Origin of the sequence: Agromyces sp. CCNWLW203, from assembly GCF_036576125.1 — a bacterium.
Classification (GTDB): domain Bacteria; phylum Actinomycetota; class Actinomycetes; order Actinomycetales; family Microbacteriaceae; genus Agromyces.
On sequence record NZ_JAZHYX010000006.1, the window covers coordinates 15,292 to 41,425 of the forward strand.

19 protein-coding genes are annotated in these 26,134 nt (G+C 69.3%); 11 read left to right on the plus strand and 8 right to left on the minus strand.

What is annotated here, in order from left to right:
- Window positions 1–43 precede the first annotated feature (43 nt).
- The 3 genes from VPH61_RS14005 to VPH61_RS14015 all read left to right on the plus strand — a co-directional run bounded on the left by VPH61_RS14005 (window position 44) and on the right by VPH61_RS14015 (window position 4,946).
- Window positions 44–2,518, plus strand: a complete 2,475-nt coding sequence (locus tag VPH61_RS14005) for a DNA gyrase/topoisomerase IV subunit A (protein WP_332064129.1) — start codon at window positions 44–46, stop codon at window positions 2,516–2,518.
- Window positions 2,519–2,620: 102 nt separating this feature from the next.
- The gene (locus tag VPH61_RS14010) at window positions 2,621–3,955 is read left to right on the plus strand and encodes an FAD-binding oxidoreductase (protein ID WP_332064130.1); all 1,335 of its coding nucleotides are present in this window, start codon (window positions 2,621–2,623) and stop codon (window positions 3,953–3,955) included.
- A gap of 175 nt (window positions 3,956–4,130) precedes the next feature.
- On the plus strand, window positions 4,131–4,946 hold the full coding sequence (locus tag VPH61_RS14015; RefSeq protein ID WP_332064131.1) for a M57 family metalloprotease: 816 nt from the start codon (window positions 4,131–4,133) through the stop codon (window positions 4,944–4,946).
- Between the two features lie 100 nt (window positions 4,947–5,046).
- On the opposite strand, the gene VPH61_RS14020 is transcribed toward VPH61_RS14015, so the two are convergent.
- The gene (locus tag VPH61_RS14020; protein ID WP_332064132.1) at window positions 5,047–7,125 is read right to left on the minus strand and encodes a DNA gyrase/topoisomerase IV subunit B; all 2,079 of its coding nucleotides are present in this window, start codon (window positions 7,123–7,125) and stop codon (window positions 5,047–5,049) included.
- 146 nt (window positions 7,126–7,271) lie between these two features.
- On the opposite strand from VPH61_RS14020, the gene VPH61_RS14025 reads away from it, so the two are divergent.
- Window positions 7,272–7,505, plus strand: coding sequence for a DUF7455 domain-containing protein (locus tag VPH61_RS14025; RefSeq protein ID WP_056008697.1), 234 nt, complete (start codon window positions 7,272–7,274; stop codon window positions 7,503–7,505).
- A gap of 113 nt (window positions 7,506–7,618) precedes the next feature.
- On the opposite strand, the gene VPH61_RS14030 is transcribed toward VPH61_RS14025, so the two are convergent.
- From VPH61_RS14030 to VPH61_RS14045, 4 genes are all read right to left on the minus strand, one after another.
- Entirely contained in the window at window positions 7,619–8,350 is a 732-nt protein-coding gene (locus VPH61_RS14030; protein ID WP_332064133.1) for a type 1 glutamine amidotransferase, read from the minus strand.
- Complete coding sequence (locus tag VPH61_RS14035; RefSeq protein ID WP_332064134.1) at window positions 8,347–9,603, minus strand: Mur ligase family protein; 1,257 nt, start codon at window positions 9,601–9,603, stop codon at window positions 8,347–8,349. The genes VPH61_RS14030 and VPH61_RS14035 overlap by 4 nt, the downstream gene beginning before the upstream one ends.
- Window positions 9,604–9,610: 7 nt before the next feature.
- Window positions 9,611–10,891 carry an RNA polymerase sigma factor gene (locus tag VPH61_RS14040; RefSeq protein ID WP_332064135.1) on the minus strand — a complete coding sequence of 427 codons (1,281 nt, stop codon included), beginning with the start codon at window positions 10,889–10,891 and terminating at the stop codon, window positions 9,611–9,613.
- A gap of 283 nt (window positions 10,892–11,174) precedes the next feature.
- On the minus strand, window positions 11,175–12,101 hold the full coding sequence (locus VPH61_RS14045; RefSeq protein WP_332064136.1) for a proteasome assembly chaperone family protein: 927 nt from the start codon (window positions 12,099–12,101) through the stop codon (window positions 11,175–11,177).
- Window positions 12,102–12,188: 87 nt separating this feature from the next.
- On the opposite strand from VPH61_RS14045, the gene VPH61_RS14050 reads away from it, so the two are divergent.
- From VPH61_RS14050 to sucB, 3 genes are all read left to right on the plus strand, one after another.
- Window positions 12,189–13,661, plus strand: a complete 1,473-nt coding sequence (locus VPH61_RS14050) for a leucyl aminopeptidase (RefSeq protein ID WP_332064137.1) — start codon at window positions 12,189–12,191, stop codon at window positions 13,659–13,661.
- Window positions 13,662–13,759: 98 nt separating this feature from the next.
- Window positions 13,760–15,133, plus strand: coding sequence for a dihydrolipoyl dehydrogenase (gene lpdA / locus VPH61_RS14055; protein WP_332064138.1), 1,374 nt, complete (start codon window positions 13,760–13,762; stop codon window positions 15,131–15,133).
- Window positions 15,134–15,201: 68 nt separating this feature from the next.
- The gene (gene sucB / locus VPH61_RS14060) at window positions 15,202–16,740 is read left to right on the plus strand and encodes a 2-oxoglutarate dehydrogenase, E2 component, dihydrolipoamide succinyltransferase (protein WP_332064139.1); all 1,539 of its coding nucleotides are present in this window, start codon (window positions 15,202–15,204) and stop codon (window positions 16,738–16,740) included.
- Here the strand turns inward: sucB and VPH61_RS14065 are convergent.
- Window positions 16,737–18,302, minus strand: coding sequence for a hypothetical protein (locus VPH61_RS14065; protein ID WP_332064140.1), 1,566 nt, complete (start codon window positions 18,300–18,302; stop codon window positions 16,737–16,739). The genes sucB and VPH61_RS14065 overlap by 4 nt on opposite strands.
- A gap of 109 nt (window positions 18,303–18,411) precedes the next feature.
- Between VPH61_RS14065 and lipB the strand changes: the two genes are divergently transcribed.
- From lipB to VPH61_RS14080, 3 genes are all read left to right on the plus strand, one after another.
- Window positions 18,412–19,047 (plus strand): lipoyl(octanoyl) transferase LipB, encoded by a 636-nt coding sequence (lipB, locus tag VPH61_RS14070; protein ID WP_332064141.1) that lies wholly within the window; start codon window positions 18,412–18,414, stop codon window positions 19,045–19,047.
- Window positions 19,044–20,033: a lipoyl synthase gene (gene lipA, locus VPH61_RS14075; RefSeq protein ID WP_332064142.1), complete on the plus strand. Its 990-nt coding sequence runs from the start codon at window positions 19,044–19,046 to the stop codon at window positions 20,031–20,033. The genes lipB and lipA overlap by 4 nt, the downstream gene beginning before the upstream one ends.
- 71 nt (window positions 20,034–20,104) lie before the next feature.
- Entirely contained in the window at window positions 20,105–20,818 is a 714-nt protein-coding gene (locus VPH61_RS14080; RefSeq protein ID WP_332064143.1) for a DUF4191 domain-containing protein, read from the plus strand.
- 64 nt (window positions 20,819–20,882) lie between these two features.
- Here VPH61_RS14080 and VPH61_RS14085 read toward each other — a convergent pair whose 3' ends face one another.
- A complete protein-coding gene (locus VPH61_RS14085) occupies window positions 20,883–21,317 on the minus strand; it encodes an RDD family protein (RefSeq protein ID WP_332064144.1) in 435 nt (144 codons plus the stop codon).
- Between the two features lie 137 nt (window positions 21,318–21,454).
- Between VPH61_RS14085 and glnA the strand changes: the two genes are divergently transcribed.
- Window positions 21,455–22,879 carry a type I glutamate--ammonia ligase gene (glnA, locus tag VPH61_RS14090; protein WP_332064145.1) on the plus strand — a complete coding sequence of 475 codons (1,425 nt, stop codon included), beginning with the start codon at window positions 21,455–21,457 and terminating at the stop codon, window positions 22,877–22,879.
- 233 nt (window positions 22,880–23,112) lie between these two features.
- Here the strand turns inward: glnA and VPH61_RS14095 are convergent, their stop codons facing one another.
- Window positions 23,113–26,133 carry a bifunctional [glutamine synthetase] adenylyltransferase/[glutamine synthetase]-adenylyl-L-tyrosine phosphorylase gene (locus VPH61_RS14095; protein WP_332064146.1) on the minus strand — a complete coding sequence of 1,007 codons (3,021 nt, stop codon included), beginning with the start codon at window positions 26,131–26,133 and terminating at the stop codon, window positions 23,113–23,115.
- Window position 26,134 lies beyond the last annotated feature (1 nt).

A 26,134-nucleotide genomic window follows, 5' to 3' on the forward strand; every position in this document is an offset into this window, starting at 1 on the left:
CCTGTTTCCCGCGTGCATGCCACGCCCGCCCCAGAGACGACGGATGACCCGAGCAAAGAACCAGCCCGCCGAAGAACCGATCGTCGAGCGCATCCAAGACGTCGACGTCGCCAACGAGATGCAGGGCTCGTTCCTCGAGTACGCGTATTCCGTCATCTACTCTCGAGCCCTTCCCGACGCGCGCGACGGCCTGAAGCCCGTGCAGCGGCGCATCCTCTACCAGATGACCGAGATGGGGCTCCGGCCCGATCGCGGCCACGTGAAGTCGGCGCGCGTCGTCGGCGAGGTCATGGGAAAGCTGCACCCGCACGGCGACACCGCCATCTACGACACGCTCGTGCGCATGGCGCAGGCCTTCACGCTGCGCGTGCCGCTCATCGACGGCCACGGCAACTTCGGCTCCCTCGACGACGGCCCTGCGGCATCCCGCTACACCGAGGCACGTCTCGCCTCCCCCGCACTCGCGATGACCGAGGGACTCGGCGAGAACGTCGTCGACTTCGTTCCGAACTACGACAATCAGCTGACCCAGCCCGAGGTGCTGCCCGCCGCCTACCCGAACCTGCTCGTCAACGGCGCGAGCGGCATCGCGGTTGGCATGGCGACCAACATGGCGCCGCACAACCTCATCGAGGTCGTCGGCGCCGCCCGGCACCTCATCGCGCACCCGAACGCGACACTCGACGAGCTCATGGAGTACGTGCCGGGCCCCGACCTGCCGACGGGCGGCACGATCGTCGGCCTCTCGGGCATCAAAGACGCCTACGCCACAGGCCGGGGCAGCTTCAAGACGCGAGCCAAGGTCAGCGTCGAGTCGATCACCGCCCGCAAGACCGGGCTCGTCGTCACCGAGCTGCCCTACCTCGTCGGCCCCGAGAAGGTCATCGAGAAGATCAAAGACGGCGTCAACGCCAAGAAGATCAACGGCATCTCCGACGTCACCGACCTCACCGACCGCACGAACGGCCTGCGACTGGTCATCGGCATCAAGACGGGCTTCAGCCCCGAGGCCGTGCTCGAGCAGCTCTACCGCCTCACGCCGCTCGAAGACTCGTTCAACATCAACAACGTCGCGCTCGTCGACGGAGGCCCGCAGACACTCGGACTGCGGGAGCTGCTGCAGGTCTACGTCTCGCACCGCATCTCGGTGGTCACCCGGCGCACCGAGTACCGGCTCGCCCGACGTCGTGAACGACTGCACCTCGTCGACGGCCTGCTCATCGCGATCCTCGACATCGACGAGGTCATCCAGCTCATCCGCGGCAGCGACGACACCGCCGCCGCGCGCGCCCGCCTGATCGAGGTCTTCGACCTCAGCCAGGTGCAGGCCGAGTACATCCTCGAACTGCAGCTTCGTCGCCTCACGAAGTTCTCGCGCATCGAGCTCGAGGCCGAGCGCGACGAGCTGCGGGCCGAGATCGCCGAACTCGAGGCATTGCTCTCGAGCCGGCACCGCATCGAGGCCCTCGTCTCCGACGAGCTCGCCGAGATCGCCGAGCGCTTCGGAACCCCTCGTCGCACCCTGCTCACCGACGCCCGACCGAGTATCGCCGGTGCCGCCGCCAAGCGCGCCGCGGCGATCCTCGAGGTCGCCGACGTGCCGTGCCGCGTCTTCCTCTCGGCCACCGGCCGCATCGCGCGCGTCGACCTGCCGGTCGGCGACGAAGGTGCGCCCGTCATCAGCGTGCCCGCCCGTCGCAGCAAGCACGACGCGATCCGCTCGACGCTCGACACGACGAGCCGGGCCGAGATCGGCGCCGTCACGAGCCTCGGCCGACTCATCCGCTTCACGCCGGTCGACCTGCCGATGCTGCCGCCGACCTCGGTGCAGCTGGGCGCGGGCGTCAAGATCGGCGACTACCTCGCACTGCCCAACCGCGACGAGAAGGTGCTCGCCATCGTCTCACTCGACGCCGATCGGTCGATCGCGCTCGGCACGAAGCAGGGCGTCGTGAAGCGCGTCTCGACCGGCGCCTACCCGAACAAGCCCGAGTTCGAGGTGATCGGCCTGAAGGCGGGCGACGAGCTCGTCGGCGCCGTGCAGGGCGATGAGAGCGACGAACTCGTGTTCGTGGCCAGCGACGGGCAGTTGCTTCGGTTCCCGGCGGCTTCCGTGCGCCCGCAAGGCTGCCCGGCGGGCGGCATGGCGGGCATCAACCTGGGCGGCGGCGCGCACGTCGTTCACTTCACGAGCATCGCCGTCGACGACGTGCCCGAGGCGGTCGTCGTCACGATCGCGACGACGACCGACACGCTGCTCGGCACCGACCCCGGCAGCGCCAAGGTCAGCGACTTCGCGGAGTTCCCGGCCAAGGGCCGGGCGACCGGCGGTGTGCGCGCGCAGCGCTTCCTGAAGGGCGAAGACGCACTGCATCTCGCCTGGGTCGGTCGGTCGCCCGCGCTGGCCGTCGGGCCCGACGGCACGGCTCGCACGCTGCCCGACGGCGGCGCCAAGCGCGACGCCTCGGGTCAGCCGCTCGAGGCCGTGGTCGGCGCGATCGGCACGCGAATCGGCTGAATCTTTCTTGACGCGGGCACGTTCGGAGGGCATATTCGGGCGTGGCCGGGGTCGGTGACCCACCACGCACGCGCGGCCCGGCCCCGACGAACGGAGCGCTCGATGTCGACGAAGCTGCAGGCGCTGGTCAATGGTCGGGTGCTCGAACGCGGCGATGAGGGCTACGACGCTGCGCGGTCGGTCTGGAACGCGATGGTCGACCGGCGACCGAGATTCATCGTGCAATGCAGGGCTACGTCCGATGTCATCGCCGCGGTGCGGTTCGCCACCGAGCACGCTCTCGAGATCGGCGTCCGCTGCGGCGGTCATGGCATCGTCGGTCACGCGGTGCCCGACGACGGCCTCATGATCGACCTTCGTCCGATGCACGACGTGCACGTCGACGCGGAACGCCGGAGAGCGCACGTGCAGGGCGGTGCGCTGCTCGGCGCACTCGACCTGGCCGCTCAGTCGCACGGGCTGGCGACGACCGCTGGAAACGTGTCGCACACCGGTGTCGGCGGCCTGACGCTCGGCGGCGGCATGGGCTGGCTCGCCCGGCAGCACGGACTCGCCTGCGACAACGTGGTCGCGTTCGAGGTGGTCACGGCGGCAGGCGAGGTACTGCGCGCGAGTGCCGAGTCCCACCCCGATCTGTACTGGGCGCTGCGCGGTGGCGGCGGAAACTTCGGAGTCGTCACCGAGTTCGAGTTCGCGCTGCACTCCGAACCGGGCAACGCCATCTCGGCCGAGCTGCACTATCCCCCGCACGGCGCACGTGATGCGATGCGGCGGTGGCGGGATCTCGCCCCGGATGCACCGCGTCAGGCGACCATGACCGCGATCCTCGGGGAGACCGTGTCGCTGGGGCTGGTGTGGGTCGGGAATCCGGAGCGGGGAGCTGGGTACATCGACGACATGGCAGCCGCGCTCTCCGCCGTCTCGGAGCCGATTGCTCGGGACATCGCGCCGCTCTCGTACCTCGATCTGCAGACTCGCGACGACGACATCGAGGGGCACGCGTGGCGTCGGTACTGGAAGGGCCACTACTTCGCAGAACTGGGTGACGACGCCATCGACGCCGTGCTCGCCCGCGACGGCGACGGACCGCTGAACGCGGAGATCCAGGCCTACGGCGGAGCGATCGCAGACGTCGGCGACGCCGAGACCGCGTTCTCGCATCGGGAGACCGCGTTCGAGTTCGTCGCCGCGACGAAGTGGACCGATCCGGCGGACGACGATCAGCGCGTCGCGGCGGCTCGCGCGTACGCGGCGCCACTCGCTCCGTTCGCGAGCGGCGCGTACGTCAACGCCCTGACCGACGAGGGCGACGCCGGCCTCACTCGCGCGTACACCGAACACAAGCTCGCCCGCCTGATCGCGGTGAAGGACGCCTACGACCCCGCGAACGTCTTCCACCTGAATCAGAACATCAGGCCGACCGTCAGTCGCGCCTGACGCGAGGGAACCTCCTGGAATCCTTGACACGCGGAAATCGCGCAGGATACTTTTGTGCCCACTTCGGGGGACAAGCAAAGACGCCCGTCCACAGGCAACGACGCCCGTTCCACGGAACCGAAGGCGCTCGCCGACCAGGCGAACGAAATCGCTCATTTCAGAAGGAGCACACTGCATGCGCATCACGAGAACACTCGCGCTCGCCGCCACCGCGGCTGCCGCGCTCGCTGTCGGCACGGCAATCCCGGCCGCCGGCGCAACCCCGATCGATGACTCCGACGTTCCCTCCTACCAGGAGTTCGCAGCATCGACCTACCGAGACGTCGACGGCAGCTACATCGTCAACGGAGACGAGGTGATCTCAGACCAGGGCGACCTTCGCAAGTTCTACGACCTGCTCGCCGGGCCCGAGACGCCGACCGATGGCCTCATCGTCAACACGGTCAACGGCGCCGACGACAAGTGGTCGGCTTCGCAGGTCGGCAATCTCACGTATTGCGTGAGCACCAAGTTCGGCACGCGCCACGCCGACGTGGTCAACGCGATGGCGAGCGGTGCGGCCCTCTGGGAGTCCGCATCGTCGAAGATCGACTTCGTGCACGTGAGCAGCGCCGACGGCCAGTGCACGACGCGCAACAAGTCCGTACTGTTCTCGGTCGAGCCGGTGCAGACCTCGCAGTACATCGCCCGGGCGTTCTTCCCGAGCTCGCCCGACCGTCAGCAGAACGTGCTCATCGACGACTCGATCTGGAGCTCGGGATCCTGGACGCCGACGAACATCCTCGGTCACGAGCTCGGCCACACGCTCGGTTTCCGGCACGAGCACACGCGCCCCGAATCGGGCACGTGCTTCGAAGACGTCAACTGGCGGCCGCTGACGCCCTACGACTCGGCGTCGATCATGCACTACCCGCAGTGCAACGGTTCGTCCGATGACCTCTCGATGACGAGCTCCGACCGCACGGGGGCCGTGGCGCTCTACGGCAACTGAGGCACCGCTCGCTCAGAGCACCGAAGAAATCCGCTGGGCCCGGTCGTACACGACCGGGCCCAGCGGCACGTCGTCGATCGAAGACCGGCGGGCGGCGACCTCAGGCGTCGATGCGGTCGCGCTCGAGCGTGTCGGAACTCTCGATGATGAACTCCTTGCGCGGCGCGACATCCGTGCCCATGAGCAGTTCGAAGACCCGACCGGCGTTCTCGGCGTCACCGATGCCCACGCGCCGCAACGTGCGGTGACGGCGGTCCATCGTCGTGGTGGCGAGCTGATCGGCATCCATCTCGCCGAGCCCCTTGTACCGCTGGATCGGGTCTTGATACCGCTTCTTCTGGCGGTCGAGCGTCGCGAGCACACCCTTGAGCTCGGCCTCGGAGTACGTGTAGATCGTCTCGTTCGGCTTCGAGCCCGGGTTCATCACGACGACCCGGTGCAGCGGCGGCACGGCGGCGAAGACCCGACCGTTCTCGATCATCGGCCGCATGTACCGGAAGAAGAGCGTGAGCAGCAGCGTGCGGATGTGCGCGCCGTCGACGTCGGCGTCGGCCATGAGGATGACCTTGCCGTAGCGCGCGGCCTCGAGGTCGAAGCTGCGCCCCGAGCCGGCACCGATCACCTGGATGATCGAGGCGCACTCGGCGTTCGCGAGCATGTCGGCCACGCTCGCCTTCTGCACGTTGAGGATCTTGCCGCGAATCGGCAGCAGGGCCTGGTGCTCGCTGTCGCGAGCGAGCTTCGCCGTGCCGAGCGCCGAGTCGCCCTCGACGATGAACAGCTCGCTGTGCGCGACGTCGTTCGAGCGGCAGTCGACGAGCTTCGCCGGCAGCGACGAGCTCTCGAGTGCGTTCTTGCGGCGCTGCGTCTCTTTGTGCGCACGGGCCGAGATGCGCGACTTCATCTCGGCGACGACCTTGTCGAGCAGCAGTGCCGACTGGTTCTTGTCGTCGCGCTTCGTGGAGGAGAAGCGCGCGCCGAGCTCTTTCGTCAGCACGCTCGAGACGATGGCACGCGCGGCGGGAGTGCCGAGCACCTCTTTCGTCTGGCCCTCGAACTGCGGTTCGGGCAGGCGCACCGTGACGACCGCGGTGAGGCCCGCGAGCACGTCGTCCTTCTCCAGCTTGTCGTTGCCGGCCTTCAGGCGACGAGCGTTCAGCTCGACCTGCTGGCGCAGGAACTTCAGGAGCCCCTGGTCGAAGCCCGCCTGGTGCGTGCCGCCCTTCGGCGTCGCGATGATGTTCACGAACGAGCGGATGACGGTGTCGTACCCGGTGCCCCAGCGCAACGCGATGTCGACCACGCACTCGCGCTTCAGCTCGGTCGGCACCATCGCGCCGCCGTCGGTGAGCACGGGAACGGTCTCGGTGAAGTGGCCGGTGCCCGTGAGGCGCCACACGTCGGTGAGCGCCGCATCGGTCGCCAGGTGCTCGACGAACTCCGAGATGCCTCCGTCGAACTGGAACGAGGTCGTGTGCGGCGCCTCGCCGCGCTCATCGGTGACGTCGATCGCGAGTCCGGGAACGAGGAACGCCGTCTGCCGCGCGCGGCCGAGGAGCTCTTCGGTCTGGAACTCGGCGCCCTTCGTGAAGATCTGGCGATCGGCCCAGTAGCGGATACGCGTGCCGGTGACGCCCTTCTTCACCTTGCCGACCACGCGCAGCTCGCTGCGCTGCTCGAACGGCGTGAACGGCGCGTCGGGCGACGGGGCACCGGAGTCGGCGAAGTTGCCGGGCTCGCCACGGTGGAACGACATGGCCCAGGTCTTGCCGTCGCGGTCGACCTCGACGTCGAGGCGCTCGGAGAGCGCATTGACGACGGATGCGCCGACGCCGTGCAACCCGCCGGAGGCGGCGTAGGAGCCCGAGCCGAACTTGCCGCCGGCGTGCAATTTCGTGAACACGACCTCGACGCCCGAAAGCCCCGTCTTCGGCTCGATGTCCACCGGGATGCCGCGGGCGCGGTCGCGCACCTCGACGCTACCGTCGGGGTGCAGGGTCACGCCGATCTCGTTGCCGTGGCCCGCGAGCGACTCGTCGACCGAGTTGTCGATGATCTCCCAGAGGCAGTGCATGAGGCCGCGGGAGTCGGTCGAGCCGATGTACATGCCGGGTCGCTTGCGCACGGCCTCGAGGCCCTCGAGCACGGAGAGATGGCGGGCGGAATAGTCGGAGCTCACGTCGAACAAGCCTACTGAGCCCCACCGTCACATCCGTTCAGCCACTACGCGCTGAGCGAAATGCCCGGCCCAACGGAAGGAACCGGCCCGCACTCGTGTTTTCATTGATGAACGGAACACCACGCATGAGCGACGAAGGAGGAGCCATGACCCAATACACCGAGACCACCGGTGCGGTCGATGAACTCGAGACCCCTTACGAGCTCACCGCGCTCGATCGATGCGATGCCTGCGGCGCGCAGGCGTACATCCGCGTCGTCGTCGCGAGCGGCGAACTGCTGTTCTGCGCCCACCACGGCCGCAAGCACCAGGAGAAGCTCTCGCAGATCGCGCACAGCTGGCACGACGAGTCGAGCAAGCTGCTCGCTGACCGCAGCTGACCCACCGACTTCACGAACGAACGCCCCGGCTCGTCCGGGGCGTTCGTCGTTTCGGCTCCACGAAGGCGTCAGGCGCAGGACGCCTCAGCGCCTTGAACGGTTCACGACGATCTTCAGGACTCGGAGACGCCCCCGGCCGCGAGCTGCGCAGCTCGAGCGGTCGACGCGTAGGCGTCGACGGCCCGTGACCGCTCCCCCGCGACATACTCGAGCCCGGCACGCGAGGCCATCGTCTCGAGCAGCCGGTCGGCGAACACCGGATTCTTCGCGAGCACTGGCCCGTGCAGGTGGGTGCCGTACACCTCGCCCATGACGGCGCCCTCCTGGCCGGAGTCGCGACCGTTGCCGTGCCCGGCACGGAGGCGACCGAGCGGCGACGCTTCGGCGCCGACGTAGTCGCGCGCGTGGTTCTCGAAGCCGACGAGCAGGCCGAAGCGCGGGCTCTTGACGACGACATCGCCGGTCACCCGCCCCGCACGCGGCACCGAGCGACCCGGCAGGATGCCGAGGCCCTCGACACTGCGACCGCTCGCGAGCTCGATGCCCCAGCTCAGCAGTTCCCAGCCGGTGCCGATCGAGAGGATCGGAACGCCCTCGGTGCCCCAGCGGCGGAACTCGTCGTGCATCGTGAGCAGCAGTTCGCGGCTCTCGTCGAGCGATGAGTCGCTGCCGGAGCCGAGCACGATCGCGTCGACGCGGGGCGGCAGCTGCGCCGCCGTCTCGACCTCGACGACCTCGGCCTCGAGCCCGGCCCACCGCGCCCGCGTCGCGAGCACGCGGGCGTTCTCGGCGTCGCCGTTCGTGTTCTGGAGTCGGGGAAGCAGCGAGACGATCGAGAGGGTCATTCTGCTCCAGCGAGTCCGAGGTGGGCGCGAGTGCGGCGCATGGCGTCGGCCGTGAAGACGATCGTCTTGACGCCTGATGCGGGCGCCGGCATTGCGAGGAAGTCGTCGACTGCGGTGCCGAGGTCCGGCTCGACACGGTCGATCTCGACACCGTCGTAGGCGAGCATGAGCGCCGCCTCGGCCGACTTCGAACCCGACACGATCGAGACCCGGCCGAGCGAACCGGCATCCGACGGCCAGAAATAGGAGGGGTCGCGCACGTCGGAACCGATCGCGAACAGGATCTGCTCGGTGCCCGGTGCGATGCTGTCGACGTTCAGCTGGTAGCTCGCGGGATTCTGCACGAGCACGAACTCGACGTCGTGACCGCGCACGGTCGTGCGCTCGCCCCGGCCGAAGACCGCGGGGATCGCGCTCAGCGCGTCAGCAGCGGTCGCGCTCGAGAAGCGCTCGCCGAGCACGGCCTTCGCCGTGGCGTAGGCCGCGGCGGCATCGACGGCGTAGTGCACGCCCCGAGCCGGCAGACCGATCGACACGGATGCCCCGGCGTCGTCGAGCACCGCAGCGGCGCCGTCGACCGCCTCGACGAGCACGTCGGTGCCGCTCTCGAGGCGGGTCTCGCTCGTCTGCGTGTACCCGAGTCCGCGCGGCGACGCCGCGAGCACGGAATCGGTGACGCCGAAGCGGTGCACCGCGACCTCGGGCCGGACTCGGTCGGCGAGCCGCTCGAGGTACGCGTCATCGGCGTTCACGACGATCGACTCGCCGGCGCGCGCCGCGATGCGCGCGAGCATCGAGGCGACCATCTCGGAGTCGTGGAATCGGTCGATCTGGTCGACCATGACGTTCGTGAGGCAGACGACTCGCGCATCGACGCCCTGCATGACGAGCGCGCCATGACCCTCGTCCATCTCGAGCACCGCGACGTCGCCGGGCACGCGCCCGCGCCAGTCGGCCTGTTCGAGCAGCGCGGAGGTGAGGCCTTGGCTGATGTTCGCCGTCGACGGGTTGGTGAAGACGTCGACGCCGTGGGCGCGGAGGATCGCGACGAGCATCTTGGTCGTCGTCGACTTGCCGCTCGAACCCGAGACGACGACGAGGCCCTGGGGGAACCCCGAGAGCGTGCGCTTCAGGTAGTTCGGGGCGATGCGGTTGACGACGAGGCCGGGAACAGCCGATCCGCCGCCGGGCTTGCGCAGCCGGGCGGCGAATCGGGTGAGCCTGCCGACGAGGATCGCCGGCGCGTAGCGCACTGGCGGCCTACTCGAGGTAGTCGCGGAGCGACTGCGAGCGCGAGGGGTGACGCAGCTTCGCCATCGTCTTGGACTCGATCTGGCGGATGCGCTCGCGCGTGACGCCGAAGGTGTCGCCGATCTGGTCGAGCGTCTTCGGCATGCCGTCGCCGAGACCGAAGCGCATGCGGATGACGCCCGCCTCGCGCTCGCTCAGCGAGTCGAGGAGCGACTCGAGCTGCTTCTGCAGCATCGTGAAGCCGACCGCGTCGGCCGGGACGACCGCCTCGGTGTCTTCGATCAGGTCGCCGAACTCGCTGTCGCCGTCTTCACCGAGGGGCGTGTGCAGCGAGATGGGCTCGCGACCGTACTTCTGCACCTCGATGACCTTCTCGGGGGTCATGTCGAGTTCGCGGCTGAGCTCTTCGGGCGTGGGTTCGCGGCCCAGGTCTTGCAGCATCTGGCGCTGCACGCGGGCGAGCTTGTTGATGACCTCCACCATGTGCACGGGGATGCGGATGGTGCGCGCCTGGTCGGCCATGGCGCGGGTGATCGCCTGGCGGATCCACCACGTCGCGTACGTCGAGAACTTGAAGCCCTTGGTGTAGTCGAACTTCTCGACCGCACGGATGAGGCCCAGGTTGCCCTCTTGAATGAGGTCGAGGAACTGCATGCCGCGACCCGTGTAGCGCTTGGCGAGCGAGACCACGAGGCGGAGGTTCGCGCCGAGCAGGTGGCTCTTGGCGCGCTGTCCGTCTTTCGCGACCCACTGCAGCTCACGACCGAGCTGCGAGCGCTTCTCGGCGTCGGTCATGTGCGACAGCTTCTCTTCGGCGAACAGGCCTGCCTCGATGCGCATCGCGAGCTCGACCTCTTCGGCCGCGTTCAGGAGCGCGACCTTGCCGATCTGCTTCAGGTAGTCCTTGACGGGGTCGGCCGTCGCACCCGTGATGGCGCTCGAGTAGACCGGCACCTCGTCTTCGTCGTCGACCGCGCGCAGCACGAGCGCACCCGTGGGGTGCGGCTCGACCGCGACGGCCTTCGTGTCGTCGTCGCCGTCATCGGTGGCCGAGTCATCGGCGACCTCGATGTCGACGACCTCTTCGCCCTCGTCGTCGTCGCTCTTGGCCTTCGCCTTGCCGCGGGGCTTGGTCGCGGTCTTCGCGGTCGTTGCGCGCGGCGTCTTCGCCGCGGGGGTGGCCGCGGCCTTCGCCGTCGTCTTCGCGGCGGTCGACTTCGCGGCGGTCGCGCGCTTCGCAGCGGGCTTCTCCGCCTCGCTCGCGGCCGTCGTCGCTTTCGTCGTTGCCATTCGTTGAACCTCTCCTACCGTCGTGCCCGCTGGTCCTCACGGATTCGGCTCATGCACTCGGTCCGGTCGTTTCGGACGCATCGATTCGACGCACCGTTTTTGGACACTATGAGGACCCATGTCAAGTCCGCTGCATCGGCGTGGTCTTTCACCACGCCAGCGGGCCAGAACGGGTCCTGCCTCCATTATACAGACGTCTGCACCGCAAACCGCCTGATCTGGGGCCCGACCCGCCCTCTCATTGATACAACAGCCCCGCGGAGGCGGGCATTCCCCGCCGTGCTCAGCGCCCGCGCGGCGTGTCGTCGTCGTTCGCGCGGCGGAACGCGAGGAATTTCTCGAGCTCGGCGGCGATCTCATCGGCCGACGGGAGCTCGCCGTCTTCGTCGGTCAGTGGAGACCGGAGGGTGGTGCCCTCCATGTAGGAGTCGTGTCGCTGCTCGAGCGTGCCCACGAGCTTGCCGAGCTCGGTGTTCTCCGACACCTGCTCGTCGATGCGGGCGATGAAGTCGCGCCCCTGTTCGCGCAGCGCATCTGTCGGGAAGATGCGGCCGGTCGCCGCGCTGATCGCCTCGAGCGCGGTGATCGCCGCAGACGGGTACTCGGCGTCGGAGAGGTAGTGCGGGATCAGGAGCACGAACCCGGTCGTCGGGTGGTCGAGCTCTTGGAGCCGGAACTCGACGAGGTGCAGCACGTTGGCGGGCACCTGCGTCGTCGGACGCCAGATCGACATCGCCTCGATGAGCTCGGAGCGGTTGCCGCTCACCGTCACTCCGACGGGCCGCGTGTGCGGCACCGGCATGGGAATGGAGTTGATCCACGTGGTCGACGAGACCTCGAACTGCTCGATCAGGCCGACGACGGCCGAGCTGAAGCGCTGCCACTGGTAGTCGGGTTCGAACCCGGTGAGCAGCAGGAACTGCTGCCCCAGCTCGTCGACCGCGAGGTCGAGGCTCAGCCGCGGGGGCGTGTAGTCGGTGAGGTGGTCGCCCTCGAAGAGGATGATCGGGCGGCGAGCACGGTAGTCGAGCAGTTCGTCGGCCTCGAATGACGCCACGACGGTGCTGTCGAGGGTCGACAGCAGGTACTCGGTGGTCTGCGCGACCGCCCCGCCAGCGTCGGCGTAGCCGGTGAGACCCGCGACCAGCGGAAGCCCGGCGGGAACGATCACGTCGGGGTTCAGCTCGTACAGGGAGCGGGGGTCTCGCATGCTTCCAGCCTACTGAGGCCTGCTGCGCCCTCCCCCGGATGGCGGTCGTCCACGTGATGCCGAGAGCGAACACGTACGATCGACCGCATGGCTGTTCCCACCCTCTCCGTGACCGACTCCCCCGCTTCCGGCTCCGACGCCGACGTCGTACTGCTCGCCGCCCGAAAGGGTGCCGACGGCCCAGAACTCCTGGCCGGGCCCGGCTTCGAATGGGTGGCCCCCGTGCTCGAGACGCTCGACGTCAGCGGCGCGGCCGAAGAACTCATCCGAGTCCCCGGCGCTGGCGGTGGCCCGCGCGTCGTCGCGGTGGTCGGCATCGGCGAGCGAGCGGATGCCGCGAGCCTCCGCCTCGCCGCAGGTGCCGCACTCCGCCAGCTGAAGGGCGAGCTCGCGGTGGCGATCGCGATCCCGACCGAGGACGCCGACACCGCCTCCGCGCTCCTCGAGGGCGCCGGTCTCGGCGCCTATGGCTACGACGGCTTCAAGTCGGAGACGCGACCACGGCCGACGAGCATCGCGCTGCACTCGACGTTCGACGGCGCGGCAGTCGGCGTCGACCGGGTCCGCGCGGTCGTCACGGCCGTCGCGACCACGAAGGACCTCGTCAACATGCCGCCGGCCGACCTCTCCCCCGCACGACTCGCCGAGATCGCCGTCGAGACGGCCTCCGCAGCGGGCATCGGCGCGAAGGTCTGGGACGAGCAGGCCCTCGCGGCCGACGGGTTCGGAGGCATCCTCGCCGTCGGTCAGGGCTCGAGTCGCGGACCGAGGCTCGTACGCCTCGACTACCGGCCCGACGCGGCATCCGCTCATCTCGCCCTGGTCGGCAAGGGCATCACCTACGACTCGGGCGGAATCTCGCTGAAGCCGATGACTTCGCTCGTCGGCATGAAGACCGACATGGCCGGCGCCGCGACGGTGCTCTCGGCGATGGTGGCGCTCGCCGAGCTCCAGGTGCCGATCCGGGTCACCGGGTGGCTCTGCATCGCCGAGAACCTGCCGTCGTCGACCGCGGTGCGCCCGAACGACGTGCTGCGGATCCGCGGCGGCAAGACCGTCGAGGTCATCAACACCGACGCAGAGGGTCGGCTCGTGCTCGCCGACGGCCTCGTCGCCGCGAGCGAGGAGCAGCCCGACGCGATCGTCGACGTCGCGACCCTCACCGGTGCGCAGGTGGTCGCCCTCGGGCACCGCATCGCGGGACTCATGGGCGACGAGGATCTCGTCGGGCAGGTGCGAGCCGCCGCCGACTCGGTCGACGAGTCGACCTGGCCGATGCCGCTGCCCCGCGACCTCATGCCGTACCTGAAGTCGGACGTCGCCGACCTCGCGAACACCAAGCTCGGCATGACGGTGCCCGGCATGCTCCTCGCGGGCGTCTTCCTGCAGGAGTTCGTCGGCCTGCGCGAGGGCACCGAAACGCGCATCCCGTGGGCGCACATCGACATCGCAGGGCCCTCGAACAACACGGCGGCCGGCTACGGCTTCACCGGATCGGGCGCCACGGGCATCGCCGTTCGCACGCTCGTGCGTCTGGGCGAGCAGCTCGCCGCAGAGTAGTAAGGTCATATGGGCGAGAACCTCGCCCATACACCCTGCCCCGGCAACGAACCGGGGGCAGTCCGTGTCGCAGATCTGGTGCGCAAGGGAGAGAGCGTTTGTCCGAGCAGAACTTTGACATTGTCGTCCTGGGCGGAGGCAGCGCCGGTTACGCCGCTGCGATCCGTGCCGTCGAACTCGGCATGACCGCCGTGGTGATCGAGAAGGACAAGCTCGGCGGTACGTGTCTGCACCGCGGCTGCATCCCCACGAAGGCACTGCTGCACTCGGCAGAGGTCGCCGAGGTCGCACGCGAGTCCGCGAAGTACGGCGTCAAGGCCTCGTTCGAGGGCGTCGACATCGCCGGCGTCTCCGCCTACCGCGAGGGCATCGTGGCGAGCAAGTGGAAGGGCCTGCAGGGCCTGCTGAAGGCGCGCGGCATCCCCGTGGTCGCCGGTGAGGGTCGCCTCGCCGGGGCGAACACCGTCGCCGTCGGCGATGACACCTACGTCGGCAAGAACGTCGTGCTCGCCACCGGCTCGTACTCGCGTTCGCTCCCCGGCCTCGAGATCGGCGGCCGCGTCATCACGAGCGAGCAGGCGCTCGAGCTCGACTTCATCCCCAAGAAGGTCGCCGTGCTCGGCGGTGGCGTCATCGGCGTCGAGTTCGCGAGCGTCTGGAACTCCTTCGGCGCCGAGGTCACCATCATCGAAGCGCTGCCCCACCTCGTTCCCAACGAGGAGGAGACGATCTCGAAGCAGCTCGAGCGCGCGTTCCGCAAGCGCGGCATCGAGTACTCGCTCGGCGTGCGCTTCCAGAGCGTGACCCAGAACGACGACGGCGTCGTCGTGACGCTCGAGAACGGCACCACCTACGAGGCCGAACTGCTCCTCGTCGCCGTCGGCCGCGGCCCCGTCACGCAGAACCTCGGCTACGAAGAGGCCGGCATCACGATCGACCGCGGCTTCGTCATCACGAACGACCGCCTCGAGACCAGCGTCCCGGGCGTCTACGCCGCCGGCGACATCGTTCCCGGACTCCAGCTCGCGCACCGCAGCTACCAGCAGGGCATCTTCATCGCCGAGGAGATCGCGGGCCTCGCCCCGATCGTCGTCGAAGACGTGAACATCCCGAAGATCACCTACTGCGAGCCCGAGGTCGCCTCCGTCGGCTACACCGAGGCCAAGGCCGCCGAGAAGTTCGGCGCCGACCAGGTGTCGTCGTTCGAGTACAACCTCGCCGGCAACGGCAAGAGCTCGATCCTCGGCACGTCGGGCTCGATCAAGGTCGTTCGCGTGAACGAGGGCCCCATCGTCGGCGTCCACATGATCGGCGGCCGCGTCGGCGAACTCATCGCCGAGGCGCAGCTCGCCGTCAACTGGGAGGCGTACCCCGAAGACATCGCTCCGTTCATCCACGCCCACCCGACCCAGGGCGAGGCATTCGGCGAAGCGGTGCTGAAGCTGGCCGGCAAGCCGCTCCACGCCATTTGAACCGGTCGATCCCATCCACGACTGCAATAAGCTAGAAAGCGTTCCCACGCTGTGAAGGAGACAAGCGCATGAGCGAATCCGTCAGCCTCCCGGCACTCGGAGAGAGTGTCACTGAGGGCACGGTCACCCGCTGGCTGAAGAATGTCGGCGACCGTGTCGAGGTCGACGAGCCGCTGCTCGAGGTCTCGACCGACAAGGTCGACACCGAGATCCCGTCGCCCGTCGCAGGTGTCATCGAGGCGATCCTCGTCCAGGAGGACGAGACCGTCGAGGTCGGCACCGCGCTCGTGACGATCGGGGACGGTTCGGGTGCAGCAGCAGCTGCACCGGCCGAACCCGAGGCCGCAGCGCCCGCGGCGGAGGCTGCTCCGGCAGCGCCCGCCGAGCCCGCGGCCCCGGCAGCCCCCGCGGCACCGGCAGCCGAGCCCGTCGCTCAGGCACCAGCAGCTCCGGCGGCTCCGGTGGCCGAGCCCGTGACTCAGGCACCTGCTGCGCCTGCAGCTCCGGTCGCCGAGCCCGCCGCTCAGGCACCCGCTGCTCCGCAGGCCCCCGCCGCTCCGGCCGCAGAGCCCGTCGCCCAGGCGCCGGCAGCACCTGCTGCTCCCGCTGCTCCGGCTGCGGAACCCGCCGCCCCGGCACCAGCAGCTCCGGCGGCCGCTCCGGCAGCACCTGCCGCTCCCGCGGCACCGACCGGAGGCTCGCACGCGGGCGCCGCCGGCTACGTCACGCCGATCGTCCGCAAGCTCGCGAACGAGCAGGGCGTCGACCTCTCCAGCGTCACGGGCACCGGCGTCGGCGGTCGCATCCGCAAGCAGGACGTCATCTCGGCGAACGTCGCGCCCGCGGCATCCGCTGAGGCAGCGCCTGCGCGTCAGGAACTCGAGATCTCGCCGTTGCGCGGCACCACGGTGCCGATGACGCGCCTGCGCAAGGTCGTCGCGGAGCGCGCCGTCGTCTCGATGACGTCGACCGCTCAGCTCACGACGGTCGTCGAGGTCGACGTGACCCGCGTTGCGCGCCTGCGCGACAAGGTGAAGGGCGACTTCCTCGCGAAGACCGGCAACAAGCTCTCGTTCCTGCCGTTCTTCGCGATGGCGGCGGCCGAGGCGCTTCGCGCGTACCCGATCATCAACTCGACCGTCGACGGCGACAGCATCGTCTACCCGGCACAAGAGAACATGAGCATCGCGGTCGACACCGAGCGCGGCCTCCTCACCCCGGTGATCCGCGACTCGGCCGAGCTCGACATCGCCGGCCTCGCCGCGCAGATCGCCGACCTCGCCGAGCGCACGCGCAACAACCAGCTGAAGCCCGATGAGCTGTCGGGGGGCACCTTCACCCTGACGAACACCGGCTCGCGCGGTGCGCTGTTCGACACGCCGGTCGTGTTCCTGCCCCAGTCGGCGATCCTCGGCACCGGCACCGTCGTGAAGCGCCCCGTGGTCGTCTCGACCGACGGCGCCGATGCGATCGCCGTGCGCTCGATGGTCTACCTGGCGCTCTCGTACGACCACCGCATCATCGACGGCGCCGACGCCGCCCGCTTCCTCACCGCCGTCAAGCAGCGGCTCGAAGAGGGCGCGTTCGAGGGCGACCTCGGCCTTTAGCCGAAGCACTCTCGAAGTCGCCAACCGGCCTCGCCCCTCATCACGAGGAGCGAGGCCGGTTCTCGTTCGCCGGTCGCGTAGGGAACGGTGACGAGCACCGCCGACCCCATGTCGGCTGCCACGGCGATGCCGTCAGTGGCGAACGCCGGCGGGCCGTCTCCACCGTCACGAGCGACGGCCATCGCGGCGACATCGTCGGATTCGGCGGCCGAGCCCGGCTGCACCACCGTCTCGAGGCAGGACAGGTCGAGCTCGTCGAAGCATGCGGCGCGCCGGTCGAGCAGCTCCTGCACGGCGGCCACGACATCGTCGCCCGTGGTCGGATCGTCCGGCGGGGCGGTCGTCGCGACCGGCTCCGCATCGGGGGTCACGGCTTCGCCAGTCGCTGGTGCCGGCGCGACGGCGGGGCCCGTGGCACTCGAGGACACGGCGTCACTCGTCTCGGGCGGCACGAGCGTCAGCAGCAGCACGAGCGCGCCACCACCCATCAGTGCGCCGACGATCAGGGCTGGCCGCCGCCGGCGCATCGCCGCCGCCAGCCTGTTCCGAACACCGAGCGGCGTGCCGGTCGAGGGTGGCAGCTCTGCACGGTCGCCGGCAGAACCTGTGCCTGCCAGGAAGGCGGGCCACTGCGCGAGGTCGAGCATCGTGCGGATCGCACCGCGCGCGGGCGCCTCGGAAGCGCCACCGGGCTCGTCGCGCCCGATCGTGGCACCGGCTTCGAGCGGGGCCGTCACTCGCGACGGGAGACGGCCCGCCCGAGGTGCCGCGACGTCCACTCCGCGGATCGGCGCGGGATCGGCCGCTCCGAACAGTGCGCGTTCGAGCTCCGCCTCGCACGGCGTGAACGGCCTGGTCGCCAGCCGCGACTGCACGAGTTCGACCACGGCGGCGAACCGCTCCGGATGCTCCGTCGCAGCGGTCACCTCGGCGACCAGGTCCGCGAGGGCGAGGTGGCCTGCTCGAAGCAGCGGAGTGCGCTCATGAGGCGCCGCGGGCAGCCGTTCGAGCCCGCCGAGGCCGATGAGGCGCGGGCGCCCATCACCGTCGAGCAGCACGTCGCCGGGCGACAACCGCGTGTGCACGAACCCTCGGCGGGCGAGATCGCCGACCGCGACCGTGATCGGCGCGAGGATCGTAACCGCCTCGCCGGCCGAGATGCGACGCTCGCCGATGACGCGCGAGATCGGCGCGCCCGCCAGGCGTTCGACCGCAAGCGCGCAGCGCCCGTCGTCGAGGGTCGCGACGTCGAAGAGCGCAGGCAGCGAGCCCGAGGCATCCGTCGACATCGCCTCGATCTCGAGGGCGATCGCCTCCCCGCTCGCTGAGGCGTCGTAGACCCGTACGACGACGAGCGGGGCGGGTTCGTCGTCGGTGCGGTCGACGGCGGCGAGGAAGACGTCGGCGCGCTCCCCCGACGCGATGCGCCGGAGCAGCCGATACCCCGCGAGGGTCGTCTCCGCGGGTTTGCGGCCCGCGGGCAGTGCGTCGTCGCGGCCGGGCACTGCGTCGCCGTCGTCGCCGGCGCCGCGACGCGCGCCTCGTCTGGTGGATCGAACCATGCCTCCGAGCCTCGTCGCCGACGCCCGCCGCCGACGCCCGAGACGCGTGTCTGTGGAGCATCGCCCGACCGCGACGACTGTCGAGGAGGAGTGACCTAAGCTGAATCCCATGCTCGACATCGTCGTCACGGGGCTAAGCGCCAACTCCGTGCCGTACATCGAGGGTCTCGACCTTCAGCGCGCCGTCCATCGCGCGGTTGTCGGGGGCGAACGCCCCGACACCGTACTCCTCCTGGAGCACCCCTCCGTCTACACCGCGGGCAAGCGCACAGCGCCCGACGAGCGGCCGACCGACGGGACTCCCGTCATCGACGTCGACCGCGGCGGAAAGATCACCTGGCACGGACCCGGCCAACTCGTCGGATATCCGATCCTGCGTCTGCCGGAACCGATCGACGTCGTCGGATACGTCCGACGGCTCGAGGGCATCCTCATTGACGTGCTCGCCGACATCGGCCTCGAATCACGTCGCGTCGACGGCAGGTCCGGCGTATGGGTCGGGCCTCCCGGCCATGAGAACAAGATCGCCGCCATCGGCATCAGGGTCGAGAGCGGCGTCACCATGCACGGCTTCGCCCTCAACGCGAGCAACGAACTCGACGCGTACGACCGGATCGTCGCGTGCGGCATCCGCGACGCGGGAGTGACCACGATCAGCCGGGAGCTCGGTCGCACCGTGACCCCGGCCGATCTCATCGAACCCATCTCCGCGCGATTCCGCGCCGAGGCGGCGATCGCCGCGTGAGCACCGCACCAGAGGGGCGCAAGATGCTGCGCCTCGAGATCCGCAACGCCCAGACGCCGATCGAACGCAAGCCCGAGTGGATCAAGACGCGCGCGAAGATGGGACCCGAGTACCGGGCGCTGCAGTCGCTCGTGAAGAGCGAAGACCTGCACACCGTGTGCCAGGAAGCCGGATGCCCCAACATCTACGAGTGCTGGGAGGACCGCGAGGCGACCTTCCTCATCGGCGGCTCGCAGTGCACCCGGCGCTGCGACTTCTGCCAGATCGACACCGGCAAGCCCGCCGATTTCGACGCCGACGAACCGCGTCGCGTCGGCGAGTCGGTGGTGAGCATGCAATTGCGCTACTCGACCGTCACGGGCGTCGCCCGCGACGACCTGGCCGACGGCGGCGCGTGGCTGTACGCCGAGACGATCCGCGAGATCCATCGCCAGTCCCCCGGCACCGGAGTGGAGATCCTCGTCCCCGACTTCAACGGAGTGCCCAAACCGCTGCAGCAGGTCTTCGACGCCGAGCCCGAGGTGTTCGCGCACAACGTCGAGACGGTGCCGCGCATCTTCAAGCGCATCCGCCCGGCGTTCCGCTACGAGCGGTCGCTCGACGTGATCACGCAGGGACGTGCTGCCGGCCTCATCACGAAGTCCAACCTCATCCTCGGCATGGGCGAGGAGCGGGCGGAGGTGTCGCAGGCGCTCCAAGACCTGCACGACGCCGGAACCGACATCATCACGGTCACGCAGTACCTGCGGCCGAGCCCCCGGCACCTACCGGTCGCGCGGTGGGTGCGCCCCGAGGAGTTCATCGAGATCAAGGAGGAGGCCGAGGCGATCGGCTTCCTCGGCGTGCTCGCGGGGCCGCTCGTGCGTTCCTCCTACCGAGCAGGCCGCCTCTGGGCGCAGTCGATGCAGGCGAAGGGCCGGCAACTGCCAGCCGAGCTCTCGCATCTCGCCGACGCATCGCTCGGCTTCGCGCAGGCGGTCGGCTAGCGGCATCCCCGTCTCGGACCGCGTGCAGATCGCGGTCCGAGACGGCCCTCCGCGCCGGTATCCTTGAGAACATGGCACGCACCAAGGACGCATCGAAGGCTCAGAAGGAGCCCGGCCGCATGAAGCAGATGTGGCAGGTCTTCCAGATGACCCGCCGCTACGATTCCACCGCGCAGTGGCTGATGCTCCTCGGTTTCCTCGCCCCGGTGGTCGTGAGCCTCGGTCTGGCGCTCTGGCTGAGCGAGGGCAACGGCTTCACGATCGCCCTCTGGGTCGTCGCGGGCGTGCTCGCGGGTCTCCTGATCGCGCTCGTGATCCTCGGCCGCCGTGCCGAGCGCGCCGCGTACTCGCAGATCGAGGGCCAGCCCGGCGCCGTCGGTGCCGTGCTCCGCAGCGGACTCCGCGGCGGCTGGGTCGGCAACGAGATGCCCGTCGCCGTGAACGGAAAGACGCAGGACGCCGTCTACCGCGCCGTCGGGCGCGGCGGCGTCGCGCTCATCAGCGAAGGCCCCGTCTCGCGCACGAAGCGCATGCTCGACGACGAGCAGCGCAAGGTCACCCGCATCCTGCCGAACGTGCCGGTCACCCTGCTCTCCGTCGGCGACGACGAGGGCTCGATCGCGCTCCACCGGCTCCCGGGGGCACTGCGCAAGACGAAGAAGGCGCTCACCAAGCCCGAGGTGCTCGCGGTCTCCAACCGCCTCAACTCGCTCCAGACCTCCCTGCCGATTCCGAAGGGCATCGACCCGATGAAGGCGCGGCCCCAGCGCGGCAAGATGCGCTGACCCAGCATTGAACGAACGAGCGCGGCATCCGATTCATCCGGATGCCGCGTTCTCGTGTTTCGCCTCAGTAGCGGATGAGCACCGTGCCGGCGACCTTGTCGTGGAAGCCGCGCTGGTCGGAGTCCCAGACGAGGGCCGGCACCACGATCAGGAGCAGTGCCGTACGCACGACCGGGCGCCAGGCACCCACCCAGCCGCCGGCGAGCGGAATCACCCGCATGCCGAGCAGACGGTGCCCGAGGCTGCCGCCGATCGTCGGGATGAACACGATCTGCAGCAGCGCGAAGACGAGCGGCGTCACCCAGGTGTACGCCACCGACTCGTACGGCGTGAAGAGCAGCGAGATGAGCATCGCACTCGCCCAGTCGATGAGGAGTGCGGCGAGACGCCGACCGGCTCGTGCGACGGAGCCGCGCCCCTCGCTCGGCAGCCCGAGCCGCTCCCCGGGCCACCGGCTCGGCTCGAGGTCTCCGAAGGTCTGGGGTTTCGCGTCAGGCACCGAATGAGTCTACCGAGTGGCGCTGGGCGTAACATGGCCGAAACATTCCGGTCACGGCAGGGAAACGGCACCCGGCTAGCGTCACTACCGGCTCTGAAAGTCCGTCCGGTTCTAGTCCTCTTGGAGACTGCGCAAACATGTTCAGCGATTCGTCCGAAGTTCTCAAGTTCATCAAGGAGACGGATGTCAAGTTCCTCGACATCCGCTTCACCGATCTTCCGGGCGTGCAGCAGCACTTCAACATCCCGGCCTCCACTGTCGATGAAGAGTTCTTCACCGTCGGCCAGCTCTTCGACGGCTCCTCGATCCGCGGCTTCGCGAACATCCACGAGTCCGACATGCAGCTCATCCCCGACGTGACGACGGCGTACGTCGACCAGTTCCGTGCCGAGCGCACGCTCGTCATGGTCTTCGACATCTACAACCCGCGCAACGGCGAGATCTACTCGAAGGACCCGCGTCAGGTCGCCAAGAAGGCCGAGAAGTACCTCGCCTCGACCGGCATCGCCGACACCGCGTTCTTCGCTCCAGAGGCCGAGTTCTACATCTTCGACGACGTGCGCTACGAGATCAACCAGTACTCCAGCTTCTACTCGGTCGACTCCGAAGAGGGCGCGTGGAACAGCGGCCGCAAGGAAGAGGGCGGCAACCTCGGCAACAAGACCCCCTACAAGGGCGGCTATTTCCCGGTCAGCCCCGTCGACAAGACTGCAGACCTGCGCGACGACATCACCCTCAAGCTCATCGAGGCCGGCTTCGTGCTCGAGCGTTCCCACCACGAGGTGGGCACCGGCGGCCAGCAGGAGATCAACTACCGCTTCGACACGATGGTGCACGCGGCCGACGACATCCTGAAGTTCAAGTACATCGTCAAGAACACGGCCGACCAGTGGGGCAAGAGCGCAACGTTCATGCCGAAGCCGCTCTTCGGCGACAACGGCTCGGGCATGCACACCCACCAGTCGCTCTGGAGCGAGGGCAAGCCCCTCTTCTACGACGAGGCCGGCTACGGCGGGCTCTCCGACCTCGCGCGCTGGTACATCGGCGGCCTGCTGAAGCACGCTCCCGCCGTGCTCGCATTCACCAACCCGACGGTGAACTCCTACCACCGCCTCGTTCCCGGCTTCGAGGCTCCCGTCAACCTCGTGTACTCGGCGGGCAACCGTTCGGCATCGATCCGCATCCCGATCACGGGCACGAACCCCAAGGCCAAGCGCATCGAGTTCCGCGCGCCGGATGCCTCGGGCAACCCGTACCTCGCGTTCGCCGCGCAGCTCATGGCGGGCCTCGACGGCATCAAGAACCGCATCGAGCCGCACGAGCCGGTCGACAAGGACCTCTACGAGCTTCCCCCCGAGGAGGCCAAGGCCATCCCCCAGGTTCCCGGCTCCCTCGGCGAGGCGCTCGACGCGCTCGAGGCCGACCACGACTTCCTCCTCGAGGGCGGCGTGTTCACCAAGGAGCTCATCGAGACGTGGATCGACTACAAGCGCGAGAAGGAGCTGAAGCCGCTGGCTCAGCGTCCCCACCCGTTCGAGTTCGAGCTCTACTACGGCGTCTGATCCTGCAGCCCCCTCTGCAGTCCCCAAGATCCGAGAGCTGCATCCCCCCGCAGCCCGAGGATCCGACCCGGATGGGCCCGCACCGCTTCGGCGGGGCGGGCCCATTCGCCGTTCGAGCGACACCCGAGCTGGTTGAGGAGCGCTCGACGAAGGCGTGCCGGTCTCGAAACCTGCCTGCACGACGCGTGAGTTTCGAGACGGCGCTGGCGCGCCGCCTCAACCCACGGCTGACCTCAGCCGATCGACGGCTCGCGACGTGGCTCGACCCCGTAGAAACCGCGATCGAAGACGGCGCGCGCGCGTCGCGTGACGTGCAGGTAGTCCTGCTCGAGCTGGGTCGCCGAGCCCGGCGGATAGCCCATGATGCGGGCGACGCCCTCGAGCTGCGATCGCTCGACAGGCAGCACGTCGGTCGTGCGATCGAGCCAGAGGGTGAGCGCCGATCGGGCACGTGAGGCGAAGATCCAGGCCGCGCGGAGCGTCTCGGCATCGGATGCCTCGACGAGTCCGTGCCCCACCGCTGCTGCCAGAGCATCGAGCGTCGAGGTTGTGCGCAGCGCCGGCACGGCGGCAGCGTGCTGCAGCTGGATGAGTTGCACGAACCATTCGACGTCGGAGAGCGAACCGCGACCGAGCTTCAGGTGTCGATTCGGGTCGGCGCCCTGCGGTAGGCGCTCGTTCTCGACGCGGGCCTTGATGCGTTTCACCTCGCGCACGTCGCGCTCGCTGATCGCCTCGGGGTAGCGCACGGTGTCGGCGAGTTCGGTGAACTCCTCGATGAGCGCGCGATCGCCCGCCACCCCGCGGGCACGCAACAGAGCTTGCGCCTCCCAGGTGAGGGACCACCTCGCGTAGTACGCGCGGTAGGCGTCGAGCGAGCGGGCGACGACGCCGTTGCGGCCCTCGGGTCGCAGGTCGGCGTCGAGGTCGAACGGCAGGCGCGCGTCTTCGGTCAGACGCACGAGTTCTGCCACGATGCGGAGCGCCCGCGAATGCGCGGCGTCGGGCGCGGCATCCGTCGCCCGGTAGACGTAGATGATGTCGGCATCGGAACCGATGCCGAGCTCGCGGCCGCCGAAGCGGCCCATGCCGATCACCGCGAACTCGATGCCGTCGGGCTCGCCGCCGCGGATCGCGGCGACGAGCGCGGCGATGTGATTCTCGGTGACGTCGCTGAGCGCGTGGCCGAGTTCTTCGACGGTGCAGACATCGAGAATTCCGGACAGCGCGAGCCGAAGCACTTCACGGCGACGGATGGCGCGGAAGATCTTGGCCGCCACGTCGGGCTCTTCATGACGTCGCAGCACCGCCCGGGTCTCGTCTTCGAGCGCCGCGATCGATCGGGGCCGCAGCTCGTCGAGGTCTTCGAGCCACGCGACCGACTCGGGGCTGCGCTCCAGTAGTTCGGCGGCGAAGCGGGAACCCGAGAGCACGCGCGTCAGGCGCAGCGCCGCATCGGACGAATCGCGAAGCAGGCGCAGGTACCAGTGCGTCGTGCCGAGCGTGTCGCTGAGCCGCCGGAACGAGAGCAGCCCGAAGTCGGGGTCGGTGCCGTCGGCGAACCACGAGATGAGCACCGGCATGAGGTTGCGCTGGATCTGCGCGCGCCGCGAGACCCCCGTGGTGAGCGCCGCGATGTGAGCGAGGGCGCCGCGCGGGTCACGGAATCCGATCGCCGCGAGGCGAGCTTCTGCCTGCGCGCTCGTGAGCCCGAGACCGGAGGCCGGAAGCGCCGCCACGGCCGCCAGCAACGGGCGGTAGAAGAGTCGCTCGTGCAACCCGCGCACGCGCTGGCGAGTGGCCAGCCACACCGCAATGAGCTCATCGGCCGTGCGCCCCAGGCCCGAGGCCCGGGCGAGCACGCGGAGCCGGTGCTCGTCACGCGGCATCAGGTGCGTGCGGCGCAGCCGGTCGAGCTGCACGCGATGCTCGAGCACGCGGAGCACCCGGTAGTCGCGCGCGAACTCGGCCGCCTCCTCGCGTCCGACGTAGCCGAGTTCGGCGAGTGCCGCGAGCGCCGGTAGCGTTCCGCGCTGGTGAATGCCGTCGTCGGACGCTCCGTGCACGAGCTGCAGCAGCTGCACGGTGAATTCGATGTCGCGGATGCCGCCGGGCCCGAGCTTGATCTGCACGTCGACCTCATCGGCCGGGATGTGCTGGGTGACCCGCTCGCGCATGCCCTGCACGGACTCGACGAAGCCCTCCCGGCTCGAACTCGACCACACCTTCGGCGCGACGCCGTCGATGTAGCGGCCCCCGAGTTCGAGGTCGCCTGCGAGCGGGCGGGCCTTCAGCAGGGCCTGGAACTCCCAGCTCTTCGCCCAGCGGTCGTAATACTGCAGGTGCGAATCGAGCGTGCGCACGAGCGCACCGTCTTTGCCCTCGGGGCGGAGATTCGGATCGACCTCCCAGAGCGGCGGCTCGATACCGGGCTCTCCGATGATGCGCATCGTCAGCATGGCGAGCCGGGTCGCGATCTCGAGCGCCCGCGGCGTGGAGACGATCTCTTCATCGGCGGACTCGGCGACGTAGATCACGTCGACGTCGCTGACGTAGTTGAGTTCGCGCGCCCCGGCCTTGCCCATGCCGATGATCGCGAGCCTCGTGGCGTCGACCTCGGCGGCGGGGTACCGCCCGGGTGCTGCCGGCTGCCCCTCGGCTCGGCTGACTGCGCGACACGCAGCCTCGAGCGCCGCGTCGAGCGTGGCGCCGGCGAGATCGGCGAGACCGGCCGCGACGACATCGACCACGTCGACCGCGTCGGCACGGGTGAGGTCGTATACCGCGACATCCGCAAGGAGCCTGCGGTACCGGACGCGGATCGCCCGCGCCGCAGCTTCGGCGAGGTCGGCCGGCGCCGCGGCCGCGACCTCGTCGAGCGCCGCGAGCAGCGAGGCGCGCGCCTCGGCGACGCTCGGCGGGGCGACCGGCACCTGCGCGAACATCGCGAGCTCCGACGGATGCCGCAGCAGGAAATCGGCGAGACCGCGCGACGCCCCGACGAGCCGCACCAGGCGCGCCGCCGCGTTCTCGTGGTCGAGCACACCGGCCAGCTCGGTCGGCGCCTGCTCGTGAAGTCGCGTGACGACCGCGAGCGCCTCGTCGGGGTCGGCGGCCTGGCCGAAGACCTCGAGCAGCGCGTCGGGATCGACGCCGGTGCCGGCCGCCAGCGATTCGAGCGCCGCCGCGGCGCCGCTCAGATCGGCGAAGCCCGCACGTGCGACTCTTCCGAGCGTGGGGGCCTGACGAGACATC

Excerpts from the sequence above, each read along its gene's own strand:
- VPH61_RS14005 (WP_332064129.1), top strand. The coding sequence starts at position 44 with ATGACCCGAGCAAAGAACCAGCCCGCCGAAGAACCGATCGTCGAGCGC.
- VPH61_RS14010 (WP_332064130.1), top strand. The coding sequence starts at position 2,621 with ATGTCGACGAAGCTGCAGGCGCTGGTCAATGGTCGGGTGCTCGAACGC.
- VPH61_RS14015 (WP_332064131.1), top strand. The coding sequence starts at position 4,131 with ATGCGCATCACGAGAACACTCGCGCTCGCCGCCACCGCGGCTGCCGCG.
- VPH61_RS14025 (WP_056008697.1), top strand. The coding sequence starts at position 7,272 with ATGACCCAATACACCGAGACCACCGGTGCGGTCGATGAACTCGAGACC.
- VPH61_RS14030 (WP_332064133.1), bottom strand. The coding sequence starts at position 8,350 with ATGACCCTCTCGATCGTCTCGCTGCTTCCCCGACTCCAGAACACGAAC.
- VPH61_RS14040 (WP_332064135.1), bottom strand. The coding sequence starts at position 10,891 with ATGGCAACGACGAAAGCGACGACGGCCGCGAGCGAGGCGGAGAAGCCC.
- VPH61_RS14045 (WP_332064136.1), bottom strand. The coding sequence starts at position 12,101 with ATGCGAGACCCCCGCTCCCTGTACGAGCTGAACCCCGACGTGATCGTT.
- VPH61_RS14050 (WP_332064137.1), top strand. The coding sequence starts at position 12,189 with ATGGCTGTTCCCACCCTCTCCGTGACCGACTCCCCCGCTTCCGGCTCC.
- sucB (WP_332064139.1), top strand. The coding sequence starts at position 15,202 with ATGAGCGAATCCGTCAGCCTCCCGGCACTCGGAGAGAGTGTCACTGAG.
- VPH61_RS14065 (WP_332064140.1), bottom strand. The coding sequence starts at position 18,302 with ATGGTTCGATCCACCAGACGAGGCGCGCGTCGCGGCGCCGGCGACGAC.
- lipB (WP_332064141.1), top strand. The coding sequence starts at position 18,412 with ATGCTCGACATCGTCGTCACGGGGCTAAGCGCCAACTCCGTGCCGTAC.
- VPH61_RS14080 (WP_332064143.1), top strand. The coding sequence starts at position 20,105 with ATGGCACGCACCAAGGACGCATCGAAGGCTCAGAAGGAGCCCGGCCGC.
- glnA (WP_332064145.1), top strand. The coding sequence starts at position 21,455 with ATGTTCAGCGATTCGTCCGAAGTTCTCAAGTTCATCAAGGAGACGGAT.
- VPH61_RS14095 (WP_332064146.1), bottom strand. The coding sequence starts at position 26,133 with ATGTCTCGTCAGGCCCCCACGCTCGGAAGAGTCGCACGTGCGGGCTTC.